Source organism: Micromonospora kangleipakensis, from assembly GCF_004217615.1.
GTDB classification, from domain to species: Bacteria; Actinomycetota; Actinomycetes; order Mycobacteriales; family Micromonosporaceae; genus Micromonospora; species Micromonospora kangleipakensis.
On sequence record NZ_SHLD01000001.1, the window covers coordinates 4,380,494 to 4,398,076 of the forward strand.

Here is a 17,583-nt window from a genome sequence, read left to right on the forward strand (position 1 = left end):
AGGCTGCGGCGGTCCGGGCGCCGGCGAGGTGCCTGGACCGCCACCATGGGGGGAGGAGAATGACAGCCATGCGTGCCGACGAGCCGCTCGCTGCCGAGCTGACCGCCGCGATCGTCGACGGTGAGGTCGAACGGCTGGCCCGCCTGCTGCACGAGCATCCGCACCTCGCCGCCGAGCCGGTGCAGGACCGCGACGGCGGAATGCGGTCACCGCTGCACCTGCTGGCCGACGCGCCCGGGCACCGCCCTCGGGCGGCCGAGACCGTCGGGGTGCTTGTCGCCGCGGGCGCGCCACTCGAGGCGGCGGCGGTGGGGATGTGGCACGTCGAACGGCCCCTGCACTGGGCGGCCAGCAACGACGATGTCGTACTCGTCGACGCGCTGCTCGACGCCGGGGCAGACATCGAGGCCCCCGGCTCGTCCATCGACGGCGGCTCGCCGCTGTCCAGCGCGGTCGGCTACGGGCAGTGGCGCGCGGCGCGCCGGCTGGTGGCGCGGGGCGCCCGCACCGAGCTGTGGCACGCCGCGGCGGTGGCCTGCTGCCCGTCGTCGCCCGCCTCGCCGAGGACGCGACCGACCTGAACGGTCCGCTCTGGAACGCCTGTCGCGCCGGTCAGCTCGACACCGCGAAGCTCCTGGTCGCACGCGGTGCGTCACCGCGCTGGCCGGCGCCCTGGTCGGGGCAGACGGCCGCCGACGTGGCCAGGACCAGCGGTAACGAGGAGCTGATCGCCTGGTTGGCGTCGCGCCCGACGTAGCAGGCGCCCTCGGTTCAGGGGTGATCGTGGGTCGGCGGGGTGGCATCGATCTTCAGCTTGTAGATCCAGACGGGGTAATCGACGGACCGCGCACCACCGGCCAGTCCCGGGGTTCGGTTGAGCTGGGCGGCCGGGATCCACAGGTGCCCTGAACCGTCGATCCACATCGCGTCGCCCCAGATCAGGCGCGGATCGGCGACGAGGGTGTCGACCTGCCGGTCGGGCGAGATGGTGAGAATCCGGCGTTGTTCCACGTCGCTGAGGTAGATCGTGCCGGCCGCGTCGATGGCCGTGCCGCCGGTGGTCGGGGTGTCGAGCCACGTCTCGACCCGTTCGGCAAGGGCGTCGTCGGGCACCGACGGGTCGTCGAGCCAGCGGGTTTCGGTCCGGGCGAGCGGCCCGGATGCCGGCTGGAAGTAGAGGTACTGTCCGTCGGGGGACACCTCGAGCTGATCGGCATGGACGCGCAGTTCGCTGCCGTCCTGGCCGCGCAGGACCTGCCCGTCCGCGTGCATGGTGCGGCGGTCGATCGTGCTCGGGTGACCGTCGAGCACCCGGCGCGCCTGCCCGGTCGTCAGATCGAGAACGATGAGCCCGGGTGCGCCGGCGTCGGTGATGTATGCGATCTGACGGTTGAACCGTACGTCGTCGATGTAGCTTGTCTCCCGCAGCGCCGCGCCGAGGTCGAAGATGCGGGCGATCGCGTCGGTGGCGAGATCGATCACGATCAGCCGCGCGCCGCCGGTGACGGCGGGTAGGCCGATGCCGGGGGCGCCGGCGTCAACGATCCAGAGCCGCCCGTCGGGACCTGTCCGCAGCCCGTTGACGCAGACGAACGCCCCGACCGGGTCGTGGTCGTCGCGGGCCTGGTTCCACCCCGCATTCGGATAGGGGACGAACCGGCCGCCGGGCCTGGCCTCTGCGACCTGGAGGCCGGGACCGTCCGCGGACGGGAAACTGACGAACATCCGCCCGTCTGCAGTGGTCGTGACGCCGGTCCAGACCCGGTCGGCGGACAGCACGGGCATGAGGCGGTGGTCCTCTCGCTGGGGTAGAACCGCCATGCGCGTCCTCCTCACGTCCGGGGGCCGCCGCCCCGTTTTTTCCGCAGGCGCCGCCCCGGCCTTCACTACATCCCCGTGAGGGCGGCTGTGGCGACCTCATGGTCCTGATCAGGGGTGCCGCCACCGGCGCCGATCGCTCCGACCTCCCGGCCGTCGACGTCGGTGACGAGATCTGGGCCACGGCGGGCACGGGCGCTCGTGGGGAAGGCGACGGCGAGTCACCCGTGAGGCGACGGGCTGAAGGATCCTCAGACGTGCCTGACCACGCCTCCACGGGGCCGTCAACGCAGGTGGGTGACGCGGGCTACCCGCCGTCCCGCGCCACAAACCCGGTCGACCGGCCCCGTCCAGCCAGTCCGTGAGGCCGTTGGAGTGGTGGATTGTGGAAGACGCCGGCCGGGTCCTGGCGATCTACCGGGCCGAACCTGGCTTGTGGCGGTCGACCGGGCTCGGATCGGTTCTGGCTCGCCTTGGGCCGGCCCGGGCCGCTGTCGCCCCGTGATTCCGCCGCCGGCGGCCGTCCTCAGCCGGCCGGAGCGGCGGGGACCGGCTCCGGCAGCGGCTCGCCCGTCTCCAGCAGCGTCTTGAGGCTGGCCAGCAGCTCCGGCCAGCCGCCGCTGCCGTCGAGCTGACCGCTGATCGCCCGGTGCATCTCGCTGTCGGGGGAGAAGTCGTCGTGGGTAACGGTCAGCCGGACCGTGTCGCCGTACGGCTCGATCTCGAAGGTGACCTTGGACCGGCGCTCGCCGAGGCGGGCGGTCAGCTCCTCGTCCGACCAGCCGAAGTGCGCGGCGTGCTCCGGCTGGAAGCCGTGCCAGCTGTACGAGAGCCGGCGGTACGGCTCGGCCGCCAGCACCCGCTGGCCGAGGTCCTTCGCCTCCGCGTCCGGCGCGTCCTGCCAGAGCAGGGGCGATCCGGGCCGCCAGTCGGAGACCAGCGTGACGCCGCCCCAGTAGCGGCGGGTGAACTCCGGCTCGGTCAGCGCCCGCCAGAGCCGCTCCGGGGTGGTCCTGAGGTAGGTCGTGTAGACGAACGTCGGGTTCTGCATGGGCTCGGACTCCAATGCTGTCTGCAGGTCGGCGAGGGCGCGCGCCCGCTCCCGGTCGTACCGGCCGATCCAGCGGTCGGCGACGGCGTTGATCGGGGCGGCGTTGAGATGGTGCAGCTTCTCGCGGCCCCGCCGCGTGGTGGTCACCAGCCCGGCGGCCGCCAGCACCGCCAGGTGCTTGCTCACCGACTGCCGGGTCATGTCGAGCCCGGCGCAGAGCTCGCGCAGGCTCTGCCCGTTGCGCGCGTTCAGGCTGTCGAGGAGCCGGCGCCGGCTGGCGTCGGCCAGCGCCCGGAACACCTCGTCCACCCTGGCACCGTCCTCAAATAGGCAACCGTTTGGCTGCGCTTCAGACAATAGGCAACCACCTGGCTGCCTGTCCAGTCCTCCCGGCGCCTCCGGCTCAGAGGCGGCTGAGAGCTAGCCTCCTAGGATGCCCTAAAGGTAGTGACGTGCCGCGCCAGAACAAGGGACGCCACCGCAGCGGTCGAGGGACGGGTCACCGCTCCGGGATGGGGGCGTCGGTGTGGCCGTCGATCACCTGCCGGTCCGCCAGCGGGCGGTCGAGCGGGATGCGGATCCGCCACTCCACCGCCTCGTCGCCGCCGGACCAGAAGAGCCGGGACGGCCGCACCGAGACGTGCACGACGACCGAGCTGGCGTCCTCGGTGGTCGCCACCCGGGACACCACGTACCCCGGGTCCTTGTGCAGGTGCGCCACGATCACCTGGGGATCGTCGGTGCGGTCGTACGCCTCGACGGAAATCTCCTGGTGGTCGGGGCGGAGCAGGTCCCGGGCCACCGGCACCGCGCCGATCAGCAGGACCGTGCCCAGCAGGATCCAGCCCGCGCCGCGTCGCCGCCACCAGCTCATCGCGGCGCCTAGGGGAGGAGCCCGGCGCGGCGGGCGGCGACCACGACCTCCAGGCGGGTGTGCGCACCGAGCTTGCGCATCGCCGAGCGGAGATAGCTCTTCACCGTCTCCGGTCGCAGCCCGAGCTGGTCGGCGACGTCGGCGTTGGTGCAGCCCAGCGCCACGCAGGCCAGCACGTCGGTCTCGCGGGGGGAGAGCGGATTGGCCGGGGCCGGCCCGCCGCCCTCGGGCCGGGTCACCGCGCCGGCGAGCCGGTCGGCCACCGCGTCCAGCCGGTCCCGCAGCTCCGGGTCGTCGATCCGGCGCAGCAGTCCGCGCAGCTCGGCGTGGGCCTGCCGCACCTCTTCCCAGTCCGGACCGGCGACACCCGGATCCAGGACCGCGTCGGGGGAACCGCCCCGGTCCACGGGTCGGGGGGCGGCCGTCCGCAGGGTGGTGAGCGCGGCCCGGGCGGCATCCCGGTCCGTCAGCCGTCGTTCCAGCTCACGGCCGGCGCCCACGGCGGTGGCCACGAGGCGGTCGCCGAGGGCGAGCCGCTGTCGGACGGCGCCGTAGAGGACCGCGCGGACCTCCCGGTGCACCACCACCGGCACGGCGACGACCGAGCGCAGCCCCTCGGCGGCGACCGGGCCGTCGTACTCGTGGCTGATCGAGCGGGCCACCGGGTAGTCGTTGACCCGCAGCGGCAGGCCGAGCGCGAGGGCCTTGCCGCCGAGGCCGGCGCCGGCGTTGATGGCCAGGCCGCGCAGCGCGGCGGTGGTGGTGCCGGCGAGCTCGGTGATCGTCATCCGGGGCGGCCCGCCCGGCTGGACCATGCCGCCGAAGGCGACCGGCAGCCCGGTGCCGCGCAGCAGGGTCAGCAGGGCGCGGCGGATCTGGTCGCCGTCGTCGCGCGGATACAGCGGCTCCAGCGTCCTCACCTCCCCGGCGACCGGGCGTCCCGTTGCCACCCCCGTCCGGGGGTGGTGAGACCTGCGTCACCCGATCGAGGATCAGCGTACTGCGCGCGGCGCCGTCCCCGCCTGGCCGCGCGCCCGGTGACAGGAAGGACACCCCCATGGCCACCGCCGGCACCGACGCCTTCCGCGAGGCGCGCGACTTCCTGCTCGCGCACCGCGAGGACTACGACACCGCGTACGAGAAGTTCCGCTGGCCGCGCCTGGCCGAGTTCAACTGGGCGCTGGACTGGTTCGACGTGCTCGCCGAGGGCAACGACACCCCGGCGCTCTGGATCGTCGAGGCCGACGGGGGAGAGGGGCGCTGGTCGTACGCGGAGCTCTCGGCCCGCTCCAACCGGGTGGCGAACTGGCTGCGTGGCCGGGGGGTGCGCGCCGGGGACCGGCTGGTCCTGATGCTCGGCAACCAGCTGGAGCTCTGGGAGACCATCCTCGCGGCGATCAAGCTGCGCGCGGTGATCATCCCGGCGACGCCGCTGCTCGGCCCCGCCGACCTGGCCGACCGGCTGGAGCGGGGCGCCGCCCGGCACGTGGTGGTCGGGGCGGAGCACACCGGCAAGTTCGCCGAGGTGCCCGGCGACTACACCCGGATCGCGGTCGGCGCACCCGTCGACGGCTGGCACCCCTACGCCGACGCGTGCCACGAGTCCGACGGGTTCACGCCCGACGGGGTGACCCGGGCCGACGACCCGCTGCTGCTCTACTTCACCTCCGGCACCACCGCCCGGCCCAAGCTGGTCGAGCACACCCACTCGTCGTACCCGGTGGGGCATCTGTCCACCATGTACTGGATCGGGTTGCGCCCCGGCGACGTGCACCTCAACATCTCCTCGCCCGGCTGGGCGAAGCATGCCTGGAGCAACGTCTTCGCGCCGTGGAACGCCGGCGCGACGGTCTTCGTCTACAACTACTCCCGCTTCGACCCGACCGGGCTGATGGCGGCGATGGACCGGTGCGGGGTGACCAGCTTCTGCGCCCCACCGACGGTGTGGCGGATGCTGATCCAGGCCGACCTGACCCAGCTGCGGACCCCGCCGCGGACGGTGGTGGGCGCGGGGGAGCCGTTGAACCCGGAGGTGATCGAGCAGGTCGAGGCGGTCTGGGGGGTGACCGTCCGGGACGGGTACGGGCAGACCGAGACGACCGCGCAGATCGGCAACCCGCCCGGAGCGCCGGTGAAGCCCGGCTCGATGGGGCGGCCGCTGCCCGGCTACGTGGTGACCCTGCTCGACCCGGTGACCGGCGAGCCCGGCGACGACGGCGAGGTCTGCCTCGACCTGGCGCACCGGCCGACCGCGCTGATGGTCGGCTACCACGGCGACGACGAGCTGACCGGCACCGCGATGCGTGGCGGGCACTACCACACCGGCGACATCGCCTCCCGCGACGCCGACGGGTGGCTCACCTATGTGGGGCGCACCGACGACGTGTTCAAGGCGTCGGACTACCGGATCTCGCCGTTCGAGCTGGAGAGCGTGCTGCTGGAGCACGAGGCGGTGGCCGAGGCGGCGGTCGTGCCGTCGCCGGACCCGGTGCGGCTGGCCGTGCCGAAGGCGTACGTGGTCCTCGCGCCCGGGTGGGCGGCGGGGGAGGAGACGGCGGCGGCGATCTTCGCGTACTCGCGGGCGCGGCTGGCGCCGTACCTGCGGGTGCGGCGGCTGGAGTTCGCGGAGCTGCCGAAGACCATCTCCGGCAAGATCCGGCGGACCGAGCTGCGCTCGGCCGAGCGGGACAAGCACGCCGACGCGCAGGCCCGTCCGGCCGGCGAGTTCCGCGAGGAGGACTTCCGGTGAGGCTGCCCTCGTACGCCAGCGGGATCTCCGACGTCCCGCTGCTCGGCGACACCATCGGCGCGAACCTGGCCCGGACGGTCGAGGCGTACCCGGACCGGGAGGCCCTGGTCGACTGCCCGAGCGGCCGGCGGTGGTCGTACGCCGAATTCGGCCGCGCGGTGGGCGAGCTGGCCCGCGGCCTGCTCGCGGCGGGCGTCGGCAAGGGTGACCGGGTCGGCATCTGGGCGCCGAACTGCCCGGAGTGGGTGCTGGTCCAGTACGCGACCGCGGCGATCGGCGCGATCATGGTGAACATCAACCCGGCCTACCGGCGGCACGAGCTGGAGTACGTGCTGAACCAGTCCGGGGTGAGCCTGCTGGTCTCCTGGCCGAGCTACCGGACCAGCGACTACCGGTCGATGATCGAGCAGGTCCGGCACGCCTGCCCGGGGTTGCGGCGGGTCGTCTACATCGGGGAGTCGAGCTGGGACGACCTGGTGGCCGGGGCGGTGGCGGTGCCGGCGGCGCGGCTGGCCGAGCGGGCGGCGCAGCTCTCCTGCGACGACCCGATCAACATCCAGTACACCTCGGGCACCACCGGGTTCCGAAGGGTGCGACGCTGTCGCACCACAACATCCTCAACAACGGCTACTTCGTCGGCGAGCTGGTCCGCTACACGGAGCAGGACCGGGTCTGCCTGCCGGTGCCGTTCTACCACTGCTTCGGCATGGTGATGGGCAACCTGGGCGCGACCAGTCACGGCGCGTGCGTCATCATCCCGGCGCCGACCTTCGACCCGGCCGCGACGCTGCGCGCGGTCGCGGCCGAGCGGGCCACCTCGCTGTACGGGGTGCCGACCATGTTCATCGCCGAGCTGGGCCTGCCCGACTTCGCCTCCTACGACCTGTCCAGCCTGCGCACCGGGATCATGGCGGGCTCGCCGTGCCCGGTGGAGGTGATGAAGCGGGTCATCGCCGAGATGAACATGGCCGAGGTGTCGATCTGCTACGGCATGACCGAGACCTCGCCGGTGTCCACGCAGACCCGGCACGACGACGACCTGGACCGGCGTACCGCCACGGTGGGGCGGGTGCTGCCGCACGTCGAGGTGAAGGTGGTCGACCCGGCGACCGGGGTGACCGTGCCCCGGGGCGAGCCGGGGGAGCTGTGCACCCGCGGGTACTCGGTGATGCTCGGCTACTGGGAGGAGCCGGAGAAGACCGCTGAGGCGATCGACCCGGCGCGGTGGATGCACACCGGTGACCTGGCGGTGATGCGCGAGGACGGCTACCTGACCATCGTCGGCCGGATCAAGGACATGATCATCCGGGGTGGCGAGAACGTCTACCCGCGCGAGATCGAGGAGTTCCTCTACCGGCACCCGAAGATCTCCGACGTGCAGGTGGTGGGCGTCCCCGACGAGCGGTACGGCGAGGAGATCCTGGCCTGCGTGATCCTGCGCGACGGGCACGACACCCTGACCGTCGAGGAGGTGGCGGAGTTCTGCCGGGACCGGCTGGCCCACTACAAGATCCCCCGGTACGTCCGGGTGCTGGACGCCTTCCCGATGACCGTCAGCGGCAAGGTCCGCAAGGTGGAGCTGCGCCGCGAGGGTCTGGGCGCGGCGGGCGAGGGCTGACGCTCGACGCTTCCCGGTCGGACGGCCCCACGTGTGGCCGTCCGACCGGGGGAGGTCGACGTGGGTCACGTGTTCGTCCGGCTCGCCGGGCACGGGCTGCGGCTGGTGCCGTACTGGCCGTGCCGGTTCGCGCGGGCCGCCGGTCCGTCCCTCGTGGAGGTGACCGTTGGCTCCTGGGAAGGGGAGCGCCGGGCGGTGATCGGGCCGGGCGCGGCGTCGGTGCCCGACGTGGTGGACGTCAACGAGGGCACGGTGACCGGGGACTGGCGGCTGGAGGTAGGGCCGTTCACCCTCTGCTCCCGGTGGGCCGCCAGCAGGCGCTGATCTTCAACGGTCAGGCCCCGGTGGAGGAGAGCGGTCTGCTGCGGGCCGCCGGTGACCGGATGGCCGTCACGCTCTGCTGAGGGGCAACGGCGGCTGGTGCGCCGGGATATCTTCGCGCGGTGACGGAGATCAACAGCAAGCGGCTGGTCCTGCGGGACTGGCGGGAGTCCGATCTGGCCCCGTGGGCCGCGATGAACGCGGACCCGCTGGTACGGGAGCACCTGGGCCCGTTGCTCGACCTCGAGCAGGCCACCGCCTCGGTGCGCCACTTCCAGCAGGACATCGACCGCAAGGGCTACGGCTTCTGGGCGGTCGAGGTGCGCGACACCGGTGAGTTCATCGGCTTCACCGGCTTGGACGACGTGGACGACGGGGTGCGTCGCCTCGGCATGACCACCGACCCGGGCGAGGACTTCGACGACCCGGAGGAGGAGGGCCCGCTGCGCCGGCAGACGCTGTGGCGCCTTCGCCGTCCCGACCCGCGCTGACGCTGTCGGTGGCCCCGGCTGAACTGCGGCCGTGTCCGACCGTTGTTATCCCGTACCGGAGCTGGCCGCCGCGACGGCTGACCGCGCCGCCGCCTGGCGGTTCATCCGCCGCTTCTGCGCCGCCTGGCTGGCACCGTTCGGCCCGGACGACGGCTGCGCCGAGGCGGCGCGGCGCTGCGCGCGGCGGAGGCCGCGTTGGCGCTCGCCCTGCCGGCCGCGCTGCGCGAGGGGTATGCCCTGCTCGGTGGCCGCCCCGACCTGACCAGCAACCAGGACACGCTGCCGCCACCCGACGAGCTTTACGTCGACGACGGGGCGCTGGTGTTCCGGGTGGAGAACCAGGCGTGCGCGTTTTGGGGGGTGCCGCTGGCGGAGCTGGGCCGGGCCGACCCGCCGACGGCCATGCGCCCCGACCTGGCCGACAAGTCCGCCGAGCGCTGGGAGCCGTGGCTGCCGACCGTGTCGATGTCCCTGGTGGAGGTCGTCCTCTCGGAGAGCCTGGCCGGCGAGGACGGGCTGAGTGACCACCGCGACGGGGAGGACGCCGACGACGCGCTGCTCGCCGCCCACTTCACGCGGCTGCCTGTCCCGGCGTACCCCGATCGACCAGCCGGAGCAGGGCAGCCGCTGGTGGTACGGCCACGACCTGCTGGTCCGCGACGACGGCGGCTGGCTGTCGGCGCGGGCCCGCACCCCGCAGGCGTGGGAGGCGCTGCGGGAGCTGCTGCCCGGCGACTGGATGGGGGAGTGAAGCTCACCGAGGGCACGGACGCGCTGCTCGCCGCCTTCGACCGGGTCCGGGTGACCGAGCTGTTCGACCCGGCCCGGCCGAGCAGCGTCTGACCGTCAGCCCCGCCGGCGGGCCTGGAGGGTGTACGTCTGCGCCAGCCGCCAGGGCCGGTCGGCCAAGCGCCACTCGCCGTGCACGTCGCGGACCATGGCGCCGGGCAGCGCGTCCCAGGGCGCGCTGTCGTGCTCGACCAGCATGGTGAGGTCCAGCCCCGCCTCGAGCAGGGCGGTGACCACCTCGCCGAGTCCGTGGTTCCACGAGTGCGTGACGGTGTGCTGGAAGGTCACCTCGGTCTGCACGTACGTCCCTGGCCCGTCCCACACCAGCGGCTCCGGCCGCTCGAAGTACGGTCACCGGCAGACCCCTCGCACGGGCCCGACGGCCGGTTCAACCGGGATCCGCCTGGTAGGTTCGCTCGCCGTGACGGGGACGACGGGGGAACGGCTCGACGGGCGCTTCGCCCGGCTCTGGGCGGCCAGCACCATGTCGGCGCTGGGCAGCGGGATGGCCACCGTGGCCGCGCCGCTGTTCGTGGCCGCGCGGACCGACGACCCGCTGACCGTGTCGGTGGCCTCGGCGGTGGCGTGGCTGCCGTGGCTGCTCTTCGCCCTGCCCGGCGGGGTCCTGGTCGACCGGGTCGACCGGCGTCGGCTGATGGTCGTCATCGACTGGGTACGCGTCGTCGCCCTGGCGGTGCTGACCGCCGCGATCGTCAACGGCCGGGCCGGGGTGGCCCTGCTCTACGCGGTGCTCTTCGTGGTCAACGCCGGCGAGGTGGTGTTCCGGGCCGCCGGCCAGGCGATGCTGCCGACGCTGGTGCCCCGGTCGTTGCTGGAACGCGCCAACGGCTGGCTGGGCGGCGGCACCACCCTGACGCAGGGCATGATCGCCGGTCCGCTCGGCGGGTTCCTCTTCGTGCTGGCGGCGAGCATCCCGTTCGGCGTCAACGCCGCCACGTACGCGCTCAGCGCCGTCCTCATCGGCCTGGTCGCCGGGTCGTACCGGGCAGGCTCCGGCCCGGAGCCGGGCGGGCGCCGCTCGGTCCGCGCGGAGGTCGTCGAGGGGTTCCGCTGGCTGATGTCGCAGCGGCTGCTGCGCACCATGACCTTGCTGATCGGGCTGCTCAACGTCACCCTCACCGCCGCCATCGCGGTGCTGGTGCTGCTCGCCACGCAGCGGCTGGGCCTCGGCTCGGTCGGCTACGGCGTGCTCTTCACCTGCATGGCGGTCGGCGGGCTGCTCGGCTCGGTGGTCGGCGACCGGCTGGTCGCCCGGATCACCGCCACCTGGACCATCCGGATCGGGCTGCTGATCGAGGCCGGCCTGCACCTGGCCCTCGCGGCGTCCCGCAGCGCGGTGGTCATCGCGGTCGCGCTCTTCGCGTTCGGGGTGCACGGCGCGCTGTGGAACATGGTGTCGAACTCGCTGCGCCAGCGGTTGACCCCGGCCGTGTTGCAGGGGCGGGTGGGCAGCACCACGCTCTTCATCGCCGCCGGCGGCAACTGTCTCGGCGCGCTGCTCGGCGGGGTGGTCGCCGCCCGGTTCGGGTTGACCGCGCCGTACTGGGTGGGGTTCGTGGTCGCCGTCGCGGTGACGGCGGTGACCTGGCGGGTCTTCGCCCGGTCGACGGTCGCCGCCGCGTACGCCGTCCCCGCGCCCACGCCCGACGATCGCCCGGCGACCGTCGCCTAGGGTGGGGCCGACCGAAGGAGGACCGCCCGTGCCGTCGCTCGCCGTGCCGCCGCTCTTGGCCGCGCTGGAGGGGTCGGCGAGGGTCCTGATCGCCGGCGCCGGCGGCGGTTTCGACGTGTACGCCGGCCTCCCGCTGGCCGTCTCGCTCCGCGCCGCCGGCCGGCGGGTGCACCTGGCCAACCTCTCCTTCACCCAGCTCGAACTACTCGACCTGGACGTCTGGGCGGCGGAGAACGTCGCCGCGGTCACCCCGCACACCGCGGGACCGGACGATTACTTCCCGGAACGCGCGCTGGCCCGGTGGCTCGCCGCGCAGGACCTGCCGTCGACCGTGTACGCGTTCCCGAAGGTGGGGGTGCAGCCGCTGCGGGCCGCTTACCGGCAGCTGGTCGACATCCTCGGGGTGGACGCGGTGGTGCTGGTCGACGGCGGCACCGACATCCTGATGCGCGGCGACGAGGCCGGCCTCGGCACCCCGGTGGAGGACATGACCAGCCTCGCCGCCGTCGCCGGCCTGGACGTGCCGGTGAAGCTGGTCGTCTGCCTCGGCTTCGGCATCGACGCGTACCACGGGGTCAACCACAGCCAGGTGCTGGAGAACATCGCCGACCTCGACCGGGACGGCGCCTACCTCGGCGCGCTGTCCATCCCCGGCGCGAGCCGGGAGGCCGAGCTGTACCGGGACGCCGTCGCGTACGGCCAGGCCGCCACCCCGCTGCGGCCCAGCATCGTGCACGGGCAGATCGCCGCGGCCACCCGCGGCGCGTCGGGCGACATCCACGTCACCCGGCGCACCCGGGGCAGCACGCTGTTCGTCAACCCGCTGATGGCCGTCTACTTCAGCTTCGACCTGGCCGGCCTGGCCCGCCGCTCGCTCTACCTGGACCGGCTGGAGCACACCGTCGGGATGCGGCAGGTGGCGTCCCGGATCGACGACTTCCGCGAGGAGGTCGAGCGCCGGGTGCCCCGGGCCTTCCCGCACTGACCGGGGTCAGGCGAGCGGCGGGACGGGCAGCACCACACCCTCGGCGGCGGAGCGGTGCGCCAGCTCGATCAGCGCGACGGTGGCGACCGCGTCGCGCGGGTCGACCGGCATCGGCGTGCCGTCGCGCAGCGCCGCCGTGGCCTGGGCGTAGAAGTCCTGGTAGCGGCCCGGCTCGGTGGGCACCGGGCGGAGGTCGCCGTCGGCGCCGAGCTGGCCGTACCCCTCGGGCGGGACCTCGCCCCAGCCCGGCTTGTCCGGTCGGCCGCCGTCGCGCAGCGCCGCCTCCTGCACGTCCAGCCCGTACGTGGTGTAGCCGGCGCGGTCGCCGAGGACCCGCATCCGCGGTCCGAGCTGCGGGGTCACCGCGCTCATCCACAGGTGCGAGCGGACGCCGCCGGCGTGGGTCAGCGCGACGAACGCGTCGTCGTCGACCTCGGCGCCGGGACGTCGGCGGTCCACCTCCGCGTAGACGCGCTCCACCGGGCCGAAGAGCTGGACGGCCTGGTCGACCAGGTGCGCGCCGAGGTCGAACAGCGCGCCACCGGCCTCGCCGGGCGCGGCGCTCTCCCGCCAGCCCGGCTTGATCGCCGGCCGCCAGCGCTCGAACCGCGACTCGAAGCGGCTCACCCGCCCCAGCTCGCCCGCCTCGACGAGGCGGCGGGCCGTGAGGAAGTCGCCGTCCCAGCGGCGGTTCTGGAACACGGTCAGCGGCACCCCCCGGCGGGCCGCCTCGTCGACCAGCGCGCGGCTCTCCGCGGCGCTGGGCGCGAGCGGCTTGTCCACCACGACCGGCAGCCCGGCCGCCAGCGCCGCCCGGGCCATCGGCGCGTGCTGCCGGTTCGGCGTCGCCACCACCACCAGGTCGAGGGTGTCCGCGGTGCGCCACAGCTGGTCGGCGTCGTCGAGGAGCCGGGCGTCGGGATGCTCCTGGCGGGCCTGCTCCCGTCGCTCCGGGTTGGCCGTGACGATGGCGTCCAGCCGCAGCCCGGGGGTCGCGGCGATCAGCGGGGCGTGGAACACCCGCCCGGCGATCCCGTACCCCAGCAGCCCCACTCGCAGCGGCGCCTGCGCCATGCCGTCCCCCCGTTCCTCGGTGATTCCCCGAATCTACGCGCCGCCCGGGGCGCGGGTCGGCGGGTCCCCCGGCGGGCGGCGGCCGGGTGTGTGGCAGCGTGGCGGGGTGGACGCATCCCCGGCCGACGTCGACCTCGCGCTGGTGGGCGGCGGCGGCGCCGCCTCCCTGGTGCTGGCCGCCCTGGACCGGCACGGGGTGTCCGGGCTGCGGGTGGCCGTGGTCGACCCGGTGCACAAGCGCGGCCAGGACCGCACCTGGGCGTTCTGGGGCGCCCCCGGCAACGACCTCGACCCGCTGCTCAGCGCGAGCTGGTCGCGGGTCGACGTGGTCACGCCCGCCGGCCGCCGCGTCCTCTCGCTCGCCCCGCTGCGGTACGCCATGCTCCGCTCGGCCCCGGTCTACGACCGGGCTGCCGAGGCCGAACGCCGCCTCGGCGCGATCCGGATCGGCGCGGCGGCCGGCGCCCTCGACGACGACGGTCACCGGGTGACGGTCCGTGACCCCGACGGCCGGGTGCTGGTCCGGGCCGGCTGGGTGCTCGACTCCCGGCCCCGCCCCCCGGCGCGGCCGGGCCGGACGAGCTGGTTGCAGCACTTCCGTGGCTGGTGGCTGGAGGCCGACGCGCCGACGTTCGACCCCGACCGGGCGGTGCTGATGGACTTCCGCACCCCGCAGCCCGCCCGGGGGGTCTCGTTCGGCTACGTGCTGCCGGTCAGCGACCGGTACGCCCTGGTCGAGTACACCGAGTTCGCACCCGACCTGCTCACCGACTCCGGGTACGACGCCGCGCTGCGCGGCTACCTCGACCTGCTCGGCCTCGACCCGGCGGTGCTGCGGGTCCGGGAGGTGGAGAACGGGGTGATCCCGATGACCGACGGCCCGTTCGTCGCCCGCCCCTCGCCCCGGGTGGTCCGGATCGGCACCGGCGGGGGCGCCACCCGCCCCTCCACCGGGTTCACCTTCTCCGCGATGCACCGCCAGGCCGAGCAGGTCGCCGCGGCCCTCGCGGCGGGTCGGCCACCGGTGCCGCGGGCCGCGTACCCCCGGCGTCACCTGTGGATGGACGCGGTGGCGCTGCGCGCCCTGGACCGGGGGCACGTCGGCGGGGTGGAGTTCTTCGACCGGCTCTTCGACCGCAATCCGGCCGAGCGGGTGCTGCGCTTCCTCGACGGGTCCACCTCCCCGGTGGAGGACCTGGCGGTGATGCGGTCCAGCCCACTGCTGCCGATGACCGGCGCGGTGCTCGGCGACGCCGTCGCCCGGCTCCGCCGACCCTCATGAGGTCACGTCCAGCAGCAACAGCGGGGCGGTGCTGGACTCGCGGCTACCGTAGCTGCTCGACGAGGCGCCGTTCGAGGTCAGACCGACGGTGAACGTGCCGTTCCCGCTGATCAGGGGCGTGATGTCGAGGGTGACCCAGGTGCCGCTCGTCGTCCGACCGGTGGCGGCGATCGACGTGTCGTCGATCAGGGGGGCGTTGTTCCAGTTCGTCAATGCCTCCGACCACGTCGAGTCCGCGACAGGGCGGACCACGAAGCCGTTGGACGAGCCGGCCGCGACCCAGACCTTCAGGCGCGCTCGAAGCACCACGCCGGTCTGCCCGGACACCGTGAACTTCAGATAGGCGTTCGTGACCGGATCTGCGTCGACCCGCAGGACCGTGGCGCTCCCGTATCTGCTCGTGGGGCTGGACGCCTTGACGTAGGTGTCCGCCACCGCCAGGACCGGCGTGGTGGCTGGCGTGGTGGCCAGGGCCGGCGCGCTCGGGCCGGAGGAGTTGCCGGCCGCGTCGAAGGCGGAGACCAGGTACGTGTAGGAAGTCTCCGAGAGGGCCGTGGTGTCGGTGAAGGTCGCGCCCGTGGTGGTACCGAGGATCGTGCCGTCGCGGTACACCGTGTACGCGGCCACGCCGACGTCGTCCGTCGCGGGTCCCCACGACAGCTCGACCCGGTTGGGTCCGGTGGCCGAAGCCTGCAGGTTGGTGGGCGCCGTGGGTGGGCTGGAGTCGGCGGCGGTGACGGTCACCGGGTTACTTGGGCCGGAGACGTTCCCCGCGGCGTCGACTGCCGTGACCAGGTACGTGTGTGACGTGCCGGTGGTGCCGACCGTGTAGTCGGAGAAGGTCCGGTCCGGCGAGATCGCCGCCAGGAGGTTTCCGTCGCGGAAAACCTGGTACTCCGCGACCCCGACGTTGTCGGTCGACGCGTCCCAGGCGAGGCTGACCGCGCCGGGCTGCACGCTGGTGACCCTCAGGTTCGGCGGGGCCGACGGTGCGAGCGTGTCGCGCACCGCGGTGACCGCGTTGGATTCGGCGCTGGCGTTTGCGGCCGCATCCCACGCGCGCACGGTCCAGGTGTGCGACTCGTTCGCCGGCACGGCGCTGTCGGCGTATGTCGGGTCCGTCACGGTCGCCACCATCACGCCGTCGCGGAGCACCGTGTACCCCGTGACGCCGACGTTGTCCGTCGCTGGCGACCAGGTGAGCGTGACCGCATCCGGGGCGGCTGCGGCGGCGAGCCCGCCCGGAGCGGTAGGGGGCGTGGTGTCCGGGCCGAGGGTCGTCACGGCCACCGGCGGGGTGCGGGTGGAACGGTTTCCGGCGGCGTCAACGGCATCGACCGTGTATTCGTACCGGGTCGCGCCGGCGACGGAGGCGTCCGTCCACGAGGTCGCGGTCGCGGCCAGGTCGGCCACAGCGGTGCCGTCGCGGTAGACGCGGTAGCCGGTGACGCCATAGTTGTCGGTCGCACCGCTCCAGGCAAGACTCACGGACGGGGTCGGGTTCACGGTCGCGGTCAGGTCGGCGGGTGGGGTCGGGGCCAGCCCGTCGGTGCCCTTGCAGGAGACGGTCGACGAGTCGACGAGGGTCGTGCCGGTGGCGCCGGCCGCGTGGTACCGCATATCGGCGCGGTTGCCGAAGAGCTCCATGCGCACCGCGCCGTAGCTCTTGTTCGTCTTGACCACCCGGGCATCCGAGCTGGCGAAGCCCTGACTCGAGTGGCCGCCGCCTCCCACCACGAGCTCGACTATGCCGTCGCCGGCGAGCGCGCCGCCTGCGCCCATGGGCGCCCAGCGCTGGTAGTTGTGGTCGTGTCCGGTGACGAGCAGGGTGACGTGGTTGGCGGCCATGAGGTCCCACATGGCCTGCATCCGTGGCGCGGGGTCCTCGGACCCGACTGAGAAGAGGGGGTGGTGCCAGAACACCACTGTGCACGGGCTGCGGTTGGCGGCGAGGTCCGCCGCGAGCCACTCGTACTGCGGGGTGCCCGGCGCGACCTTGTTGTAGTTGCTGGTCGAGTCGATGGCGATGAAATGCCAGCCGTTGGCGTCATAGCTGTAGTAGTGCGGAATGTTGTCCCAGAAGTGGAAATAGCCCTCAGCCACGGAACCGTTGTATTCGTGGTTCCCGATGATCGGGGTAGTGACGCCGCGCAGCCGACCGTAGAATGCCGTAGCGCCCCCGTACCAGTTCTTGAACTCCGTCAGGGTGCCCTCTTCGTAGACGTCGCCGAGGTAGAGGAACAGGTCCGGGTCCCACCCGACGAGTGCGTTGGTGACGTTGACCGCGTTGGTCTCGCCGCCGGCGCCGTCACCGACGGCGGCCACTACGAAGGGTTCCTGCGGGCCGCGAGCGTGGATGGGCGGGACCGACCATTGCCGGGTGTTCGGCGGGGCGGTGGCGTTGCCGTTGGCGAAGGTGGCGGTGATGACTGTCGCCGGGGTGACGTACCCGTCGCGCATCTTCGCCGAGACGGCGATCGCGTATTCGCCGTCGGCGAAATCGGCGGTGGAGAGGGTGAACTGGTGCGGCGACTGGAAGTCCGTGAGCAGGTGCTGGCCGTCCAGGGTCCACTCCGTCTTGGCAACGCCGGGGCTCGTGCCGACCGTCACGTTGACGGTCGCCGTTACGAGAGTGTCGCCCACGATCGTGCTGTCACTCGACGGCTGGGTGAGGCAGACCAGCACGGTGTAGAGCCCGCCCGGCGCGTTCGACGTCTGACAGGTGGGGGAGGCGCTTTCCGCGCGGCCGCTCAGGGCCAGGTTCAGTCCGGCGGCAATGAGCACAGCGACGACTGCGAACGCGGCCCTGGGACGGGTCGCTCTGCCTAGGTTCATCGG

At 73.3% G+C, this 17,583-nt stretch carries 17 protein-coding genes and 1 pseudogene; 10 read left to right on the forward strand and 8 right to left on the reverse strand.

Annotation, left to right across the window (positions count from 1 at the left end; all coding sequences use genetic code 11):
- The first annotated feature begins 68 nt into the window (after window positions 1-68).
- Complete coding sequence (locus EV384_RS20965; RefSeq protein ID WP_165440002.1) at window positions 69-581, forward strand: ankyrin repeat domain-containing protein; 513 nt, start codon at window positions 69-71, stop codon at window positions 579-581.
- A 190-nt stretch (window positions 582-771) separates the two neighbouring features.
- On the opposite strand, the gene EV384_RS20970 is transcribed toward EV384_RS20965, so the two are convergent.
- The 5 genes and pseudogenes from EV384_RS20970 to EV384_RS20990 all read right to left on the reverse strand — a co-directional run bounded on the left by EV384_RS20970 (window position 772) and on the right by EV384_RS20990 (window position 4,663).
- A complete protein-coding gene (locus EV384_RS20970) occupies window positions 772-1,887 on the reverse strand; it encodes a major royal jelly family protein (RefSeq protein WP_242624186.1) in 1,116 nt (371 codons plus the stop codon).
- A pseudogene (locus EV384_RS37330) lies at window positions 1,887-1,970 on the reverse strand (hypothetical protein); the annotation flags it as partial. The gene EV384_RS20970 and the pseudogene EV384_RS37330, both read right to left, overlap by 1 nt.
- 374 nt (window positions 1,971-2,344) lie before the next feature.
- A complete protein-coding gene (locus EV384_RS20980; protein ID WP_130335840.1) occupies window positions 2,345-3,178 on the reverse strand; it encodes an ArsR/SmtB family transcription factor in 834 nt (277 codons plus the stop codon).
- 190 nt (window positions 3,179-3,368) lie between these two features.
- A complete protein-coding gene (locus tag EV384_RS20985) occupies window positions 3,369-3,743 on the reverse strand; it encodes a hypothetical protein (protein ID WP_130335842.1) in 375 nt (124 codons plus the stop codon).
- Between the two features lie 8 nt (window positions 3,744-3,751).
- Window positions 3,752-4,663: a helix-turn-helix transcriptional regulator gene (locus EV384_RS20990; protein ID WP_242624187.1), complete on the reverse strand. Its 912-nt coding sequence runs from the start codon at window positions 4,661-4,663 to the stop codon at window positions 3,752-3,754.
- Between the two features lie 137 nt (window positions 4,664-4,800).
- Here EV384_RS20990 and EV384_RS20995 point away from each other — a divergent pair, with 137 nt between their 5' ends.
- The 6 genes from EV384_RS20995 to EV384_RS21015 all read left to right on the forward strand — a co-directional run bounded on the left by EV384_RS20995 (window position 4,801) and on the right by EV384_RS21015 (window position 9,765).
- Complete coding sequence (locus tag EV384_RS20995; protein WP_130335844.1) at window positions 4,801-6,492, forward strand: AMP-binding protein; 1,692 nt, start codon at window positions 4,801-4,803, stop codon at window positions 6,490-6,492.
- Window positions 6,489-7,205, forward strand: a complete 717-nt coding sequence (locus tag EV384_RS36800) for an AMP-binding protein (RefSeq protein WP_278045626.1) — start codon at window positions 6,489-6,491, stop codon at window positions 7,203-7,205. The genes EV384_RS20995 and EV384_RS36800 overlap by 4 nt, the downstream gene beginning before the upstream one ends.
- The gene (locus tag EV384_RS36805) at window positions 7,136-8,110 is read left to right on the forward strand and encodes an AMP-binding protein (protein WP_278045683.1); all 975 of its coding nucleotides are present in this window, start codon (window positions 7,136-7,138) and stop codon (window positions 8,108-8,110) included. Before EV384_RS36800 ends, EV384_RS36805 begins: the two co-directional genes overlap by 70 nt.
- Window positions 8,111-8,170: 60 nt before the next feature.
- On the forward strand, window positions 8,171-8,434 hold the full coding sequence (locus EV384_RS21005; RefSeq protein ID WP_130335846.1) for a hypothetical protein: 264 nt from the start codon (window positions 8,171-8,173) through the stop codon (window positions 8,432-8,434).
- Between the two features lie 119 nt (window positions 8,435-8,553).
- Entirely contained in the window at window positions 8,554-8,922 is a 369-nt protein-coding gene (locus EV384_RS21010) for a GNAT family N-acetyltransferase (protein ID WP_130335849.1), read from the forward strand.
- Between the two features lie 195 nt (window positions 8,923-9,117).
- Complete coding sequence (locus tag EV384_RS21015) at window positions 9,118-9,765, forward strand: hypothetical protein (protein ID WP_207232390.1); 648 nt, start codon at window positions 9,118-9,120, stop codon at window positions 9,763-9,765.
- Window positions 9,766-9,768: 3 nt separating this feature from the next.
- On the opposite strand, the gene EV384_RS21025 is transcribed toward EV384_RS21015, so the two are convergent.
- Window positions 9,769-10,035, reverse strand: a complete 267-nt coding sequence (locus EV384_RS21025; RefSeq protein ID WP_207232729.1) for a hypothetical protein — start codon at window positions 10,033-10,035, stop codon at window positions 9,769-9,771.
- Between the two features lie 97 nt (window positions 10,036-10,132).
- Between EV384_RS21025 and EV384_RS21030 the strand changes: the two genes are divergently transcribed.
- Window positions 10,133-11,404, forward strand: a complete 1,272-nt coding sequence (locus EV384_RS21030; RefSeq protein ID WP_242624188.1) for an MFS transporter — start codon at window positions 10,133-10,135, stop codon at window positions 11,402-11,404.
- A gap of 28 nt (window positions 11,405-11,432) precedes the next feature.
- Entirely contained in the window at window positions 11,433-12,389 is a 957-nt protein-coding gene (locus EV384_RS21035) for a DUF1152 domain-containing protein (protein WP_130335851.1), read from the forward strand.
- Window positions 12,390-12,395: 6 nt separating this feature from the next.
- On the opposite strand, the gene EV384_RS21040 is transcribed toward EV384_RS21035, so the two are convergent.
- Window positions 12,396-13,463, reverse strand: a complete 1,068-nt coding sequence (locus EV384_RS21040; RefSeq protein WP_130335853.1) for a Gfo/Idh/MocA family protein — start codon at window positions 13,461-13,463, stop codon at window positions 12,396-12,398.
- Between the two features lie 88 nt (window positions 13,464-13,551).
- Between EV384_RS21040 and EV384_RS21045 the strand changes: the two genes are divergently transcribed.
- Window positions 13,552-14,745 (forward strand): lycopene cyclase family protein, encoded by a 1,194-nt coding sequence (locus EV384_RS21045; RefSeq protein WP_130340714.1) that lies wholly within the window; start codon window positions 13,552-13,554, stop codon window positions 14,743-14,745.
- Here the strand turns inward: EV384_RS21045 and EV384_RS21050 are convergent.
- On the reverse strand, window positions 14,740-17,580 hold the full coding sequence (locus EV384_RS21050) for a CBM96 family carbohydrate-binding protein (RefSeq protein ID WP_130335855.1): 2,841 nt from the start codon (window positions 17,578-17,580) through the stop codon (window positions 14,740-14,742). The two genes, EV384_RS21045 and EV384_RS21050, sit on opposite strands and share 6 nt — an antisense overlap.
- Window positions 17,581-17,583: the final 3 nt, after the last annotated feature.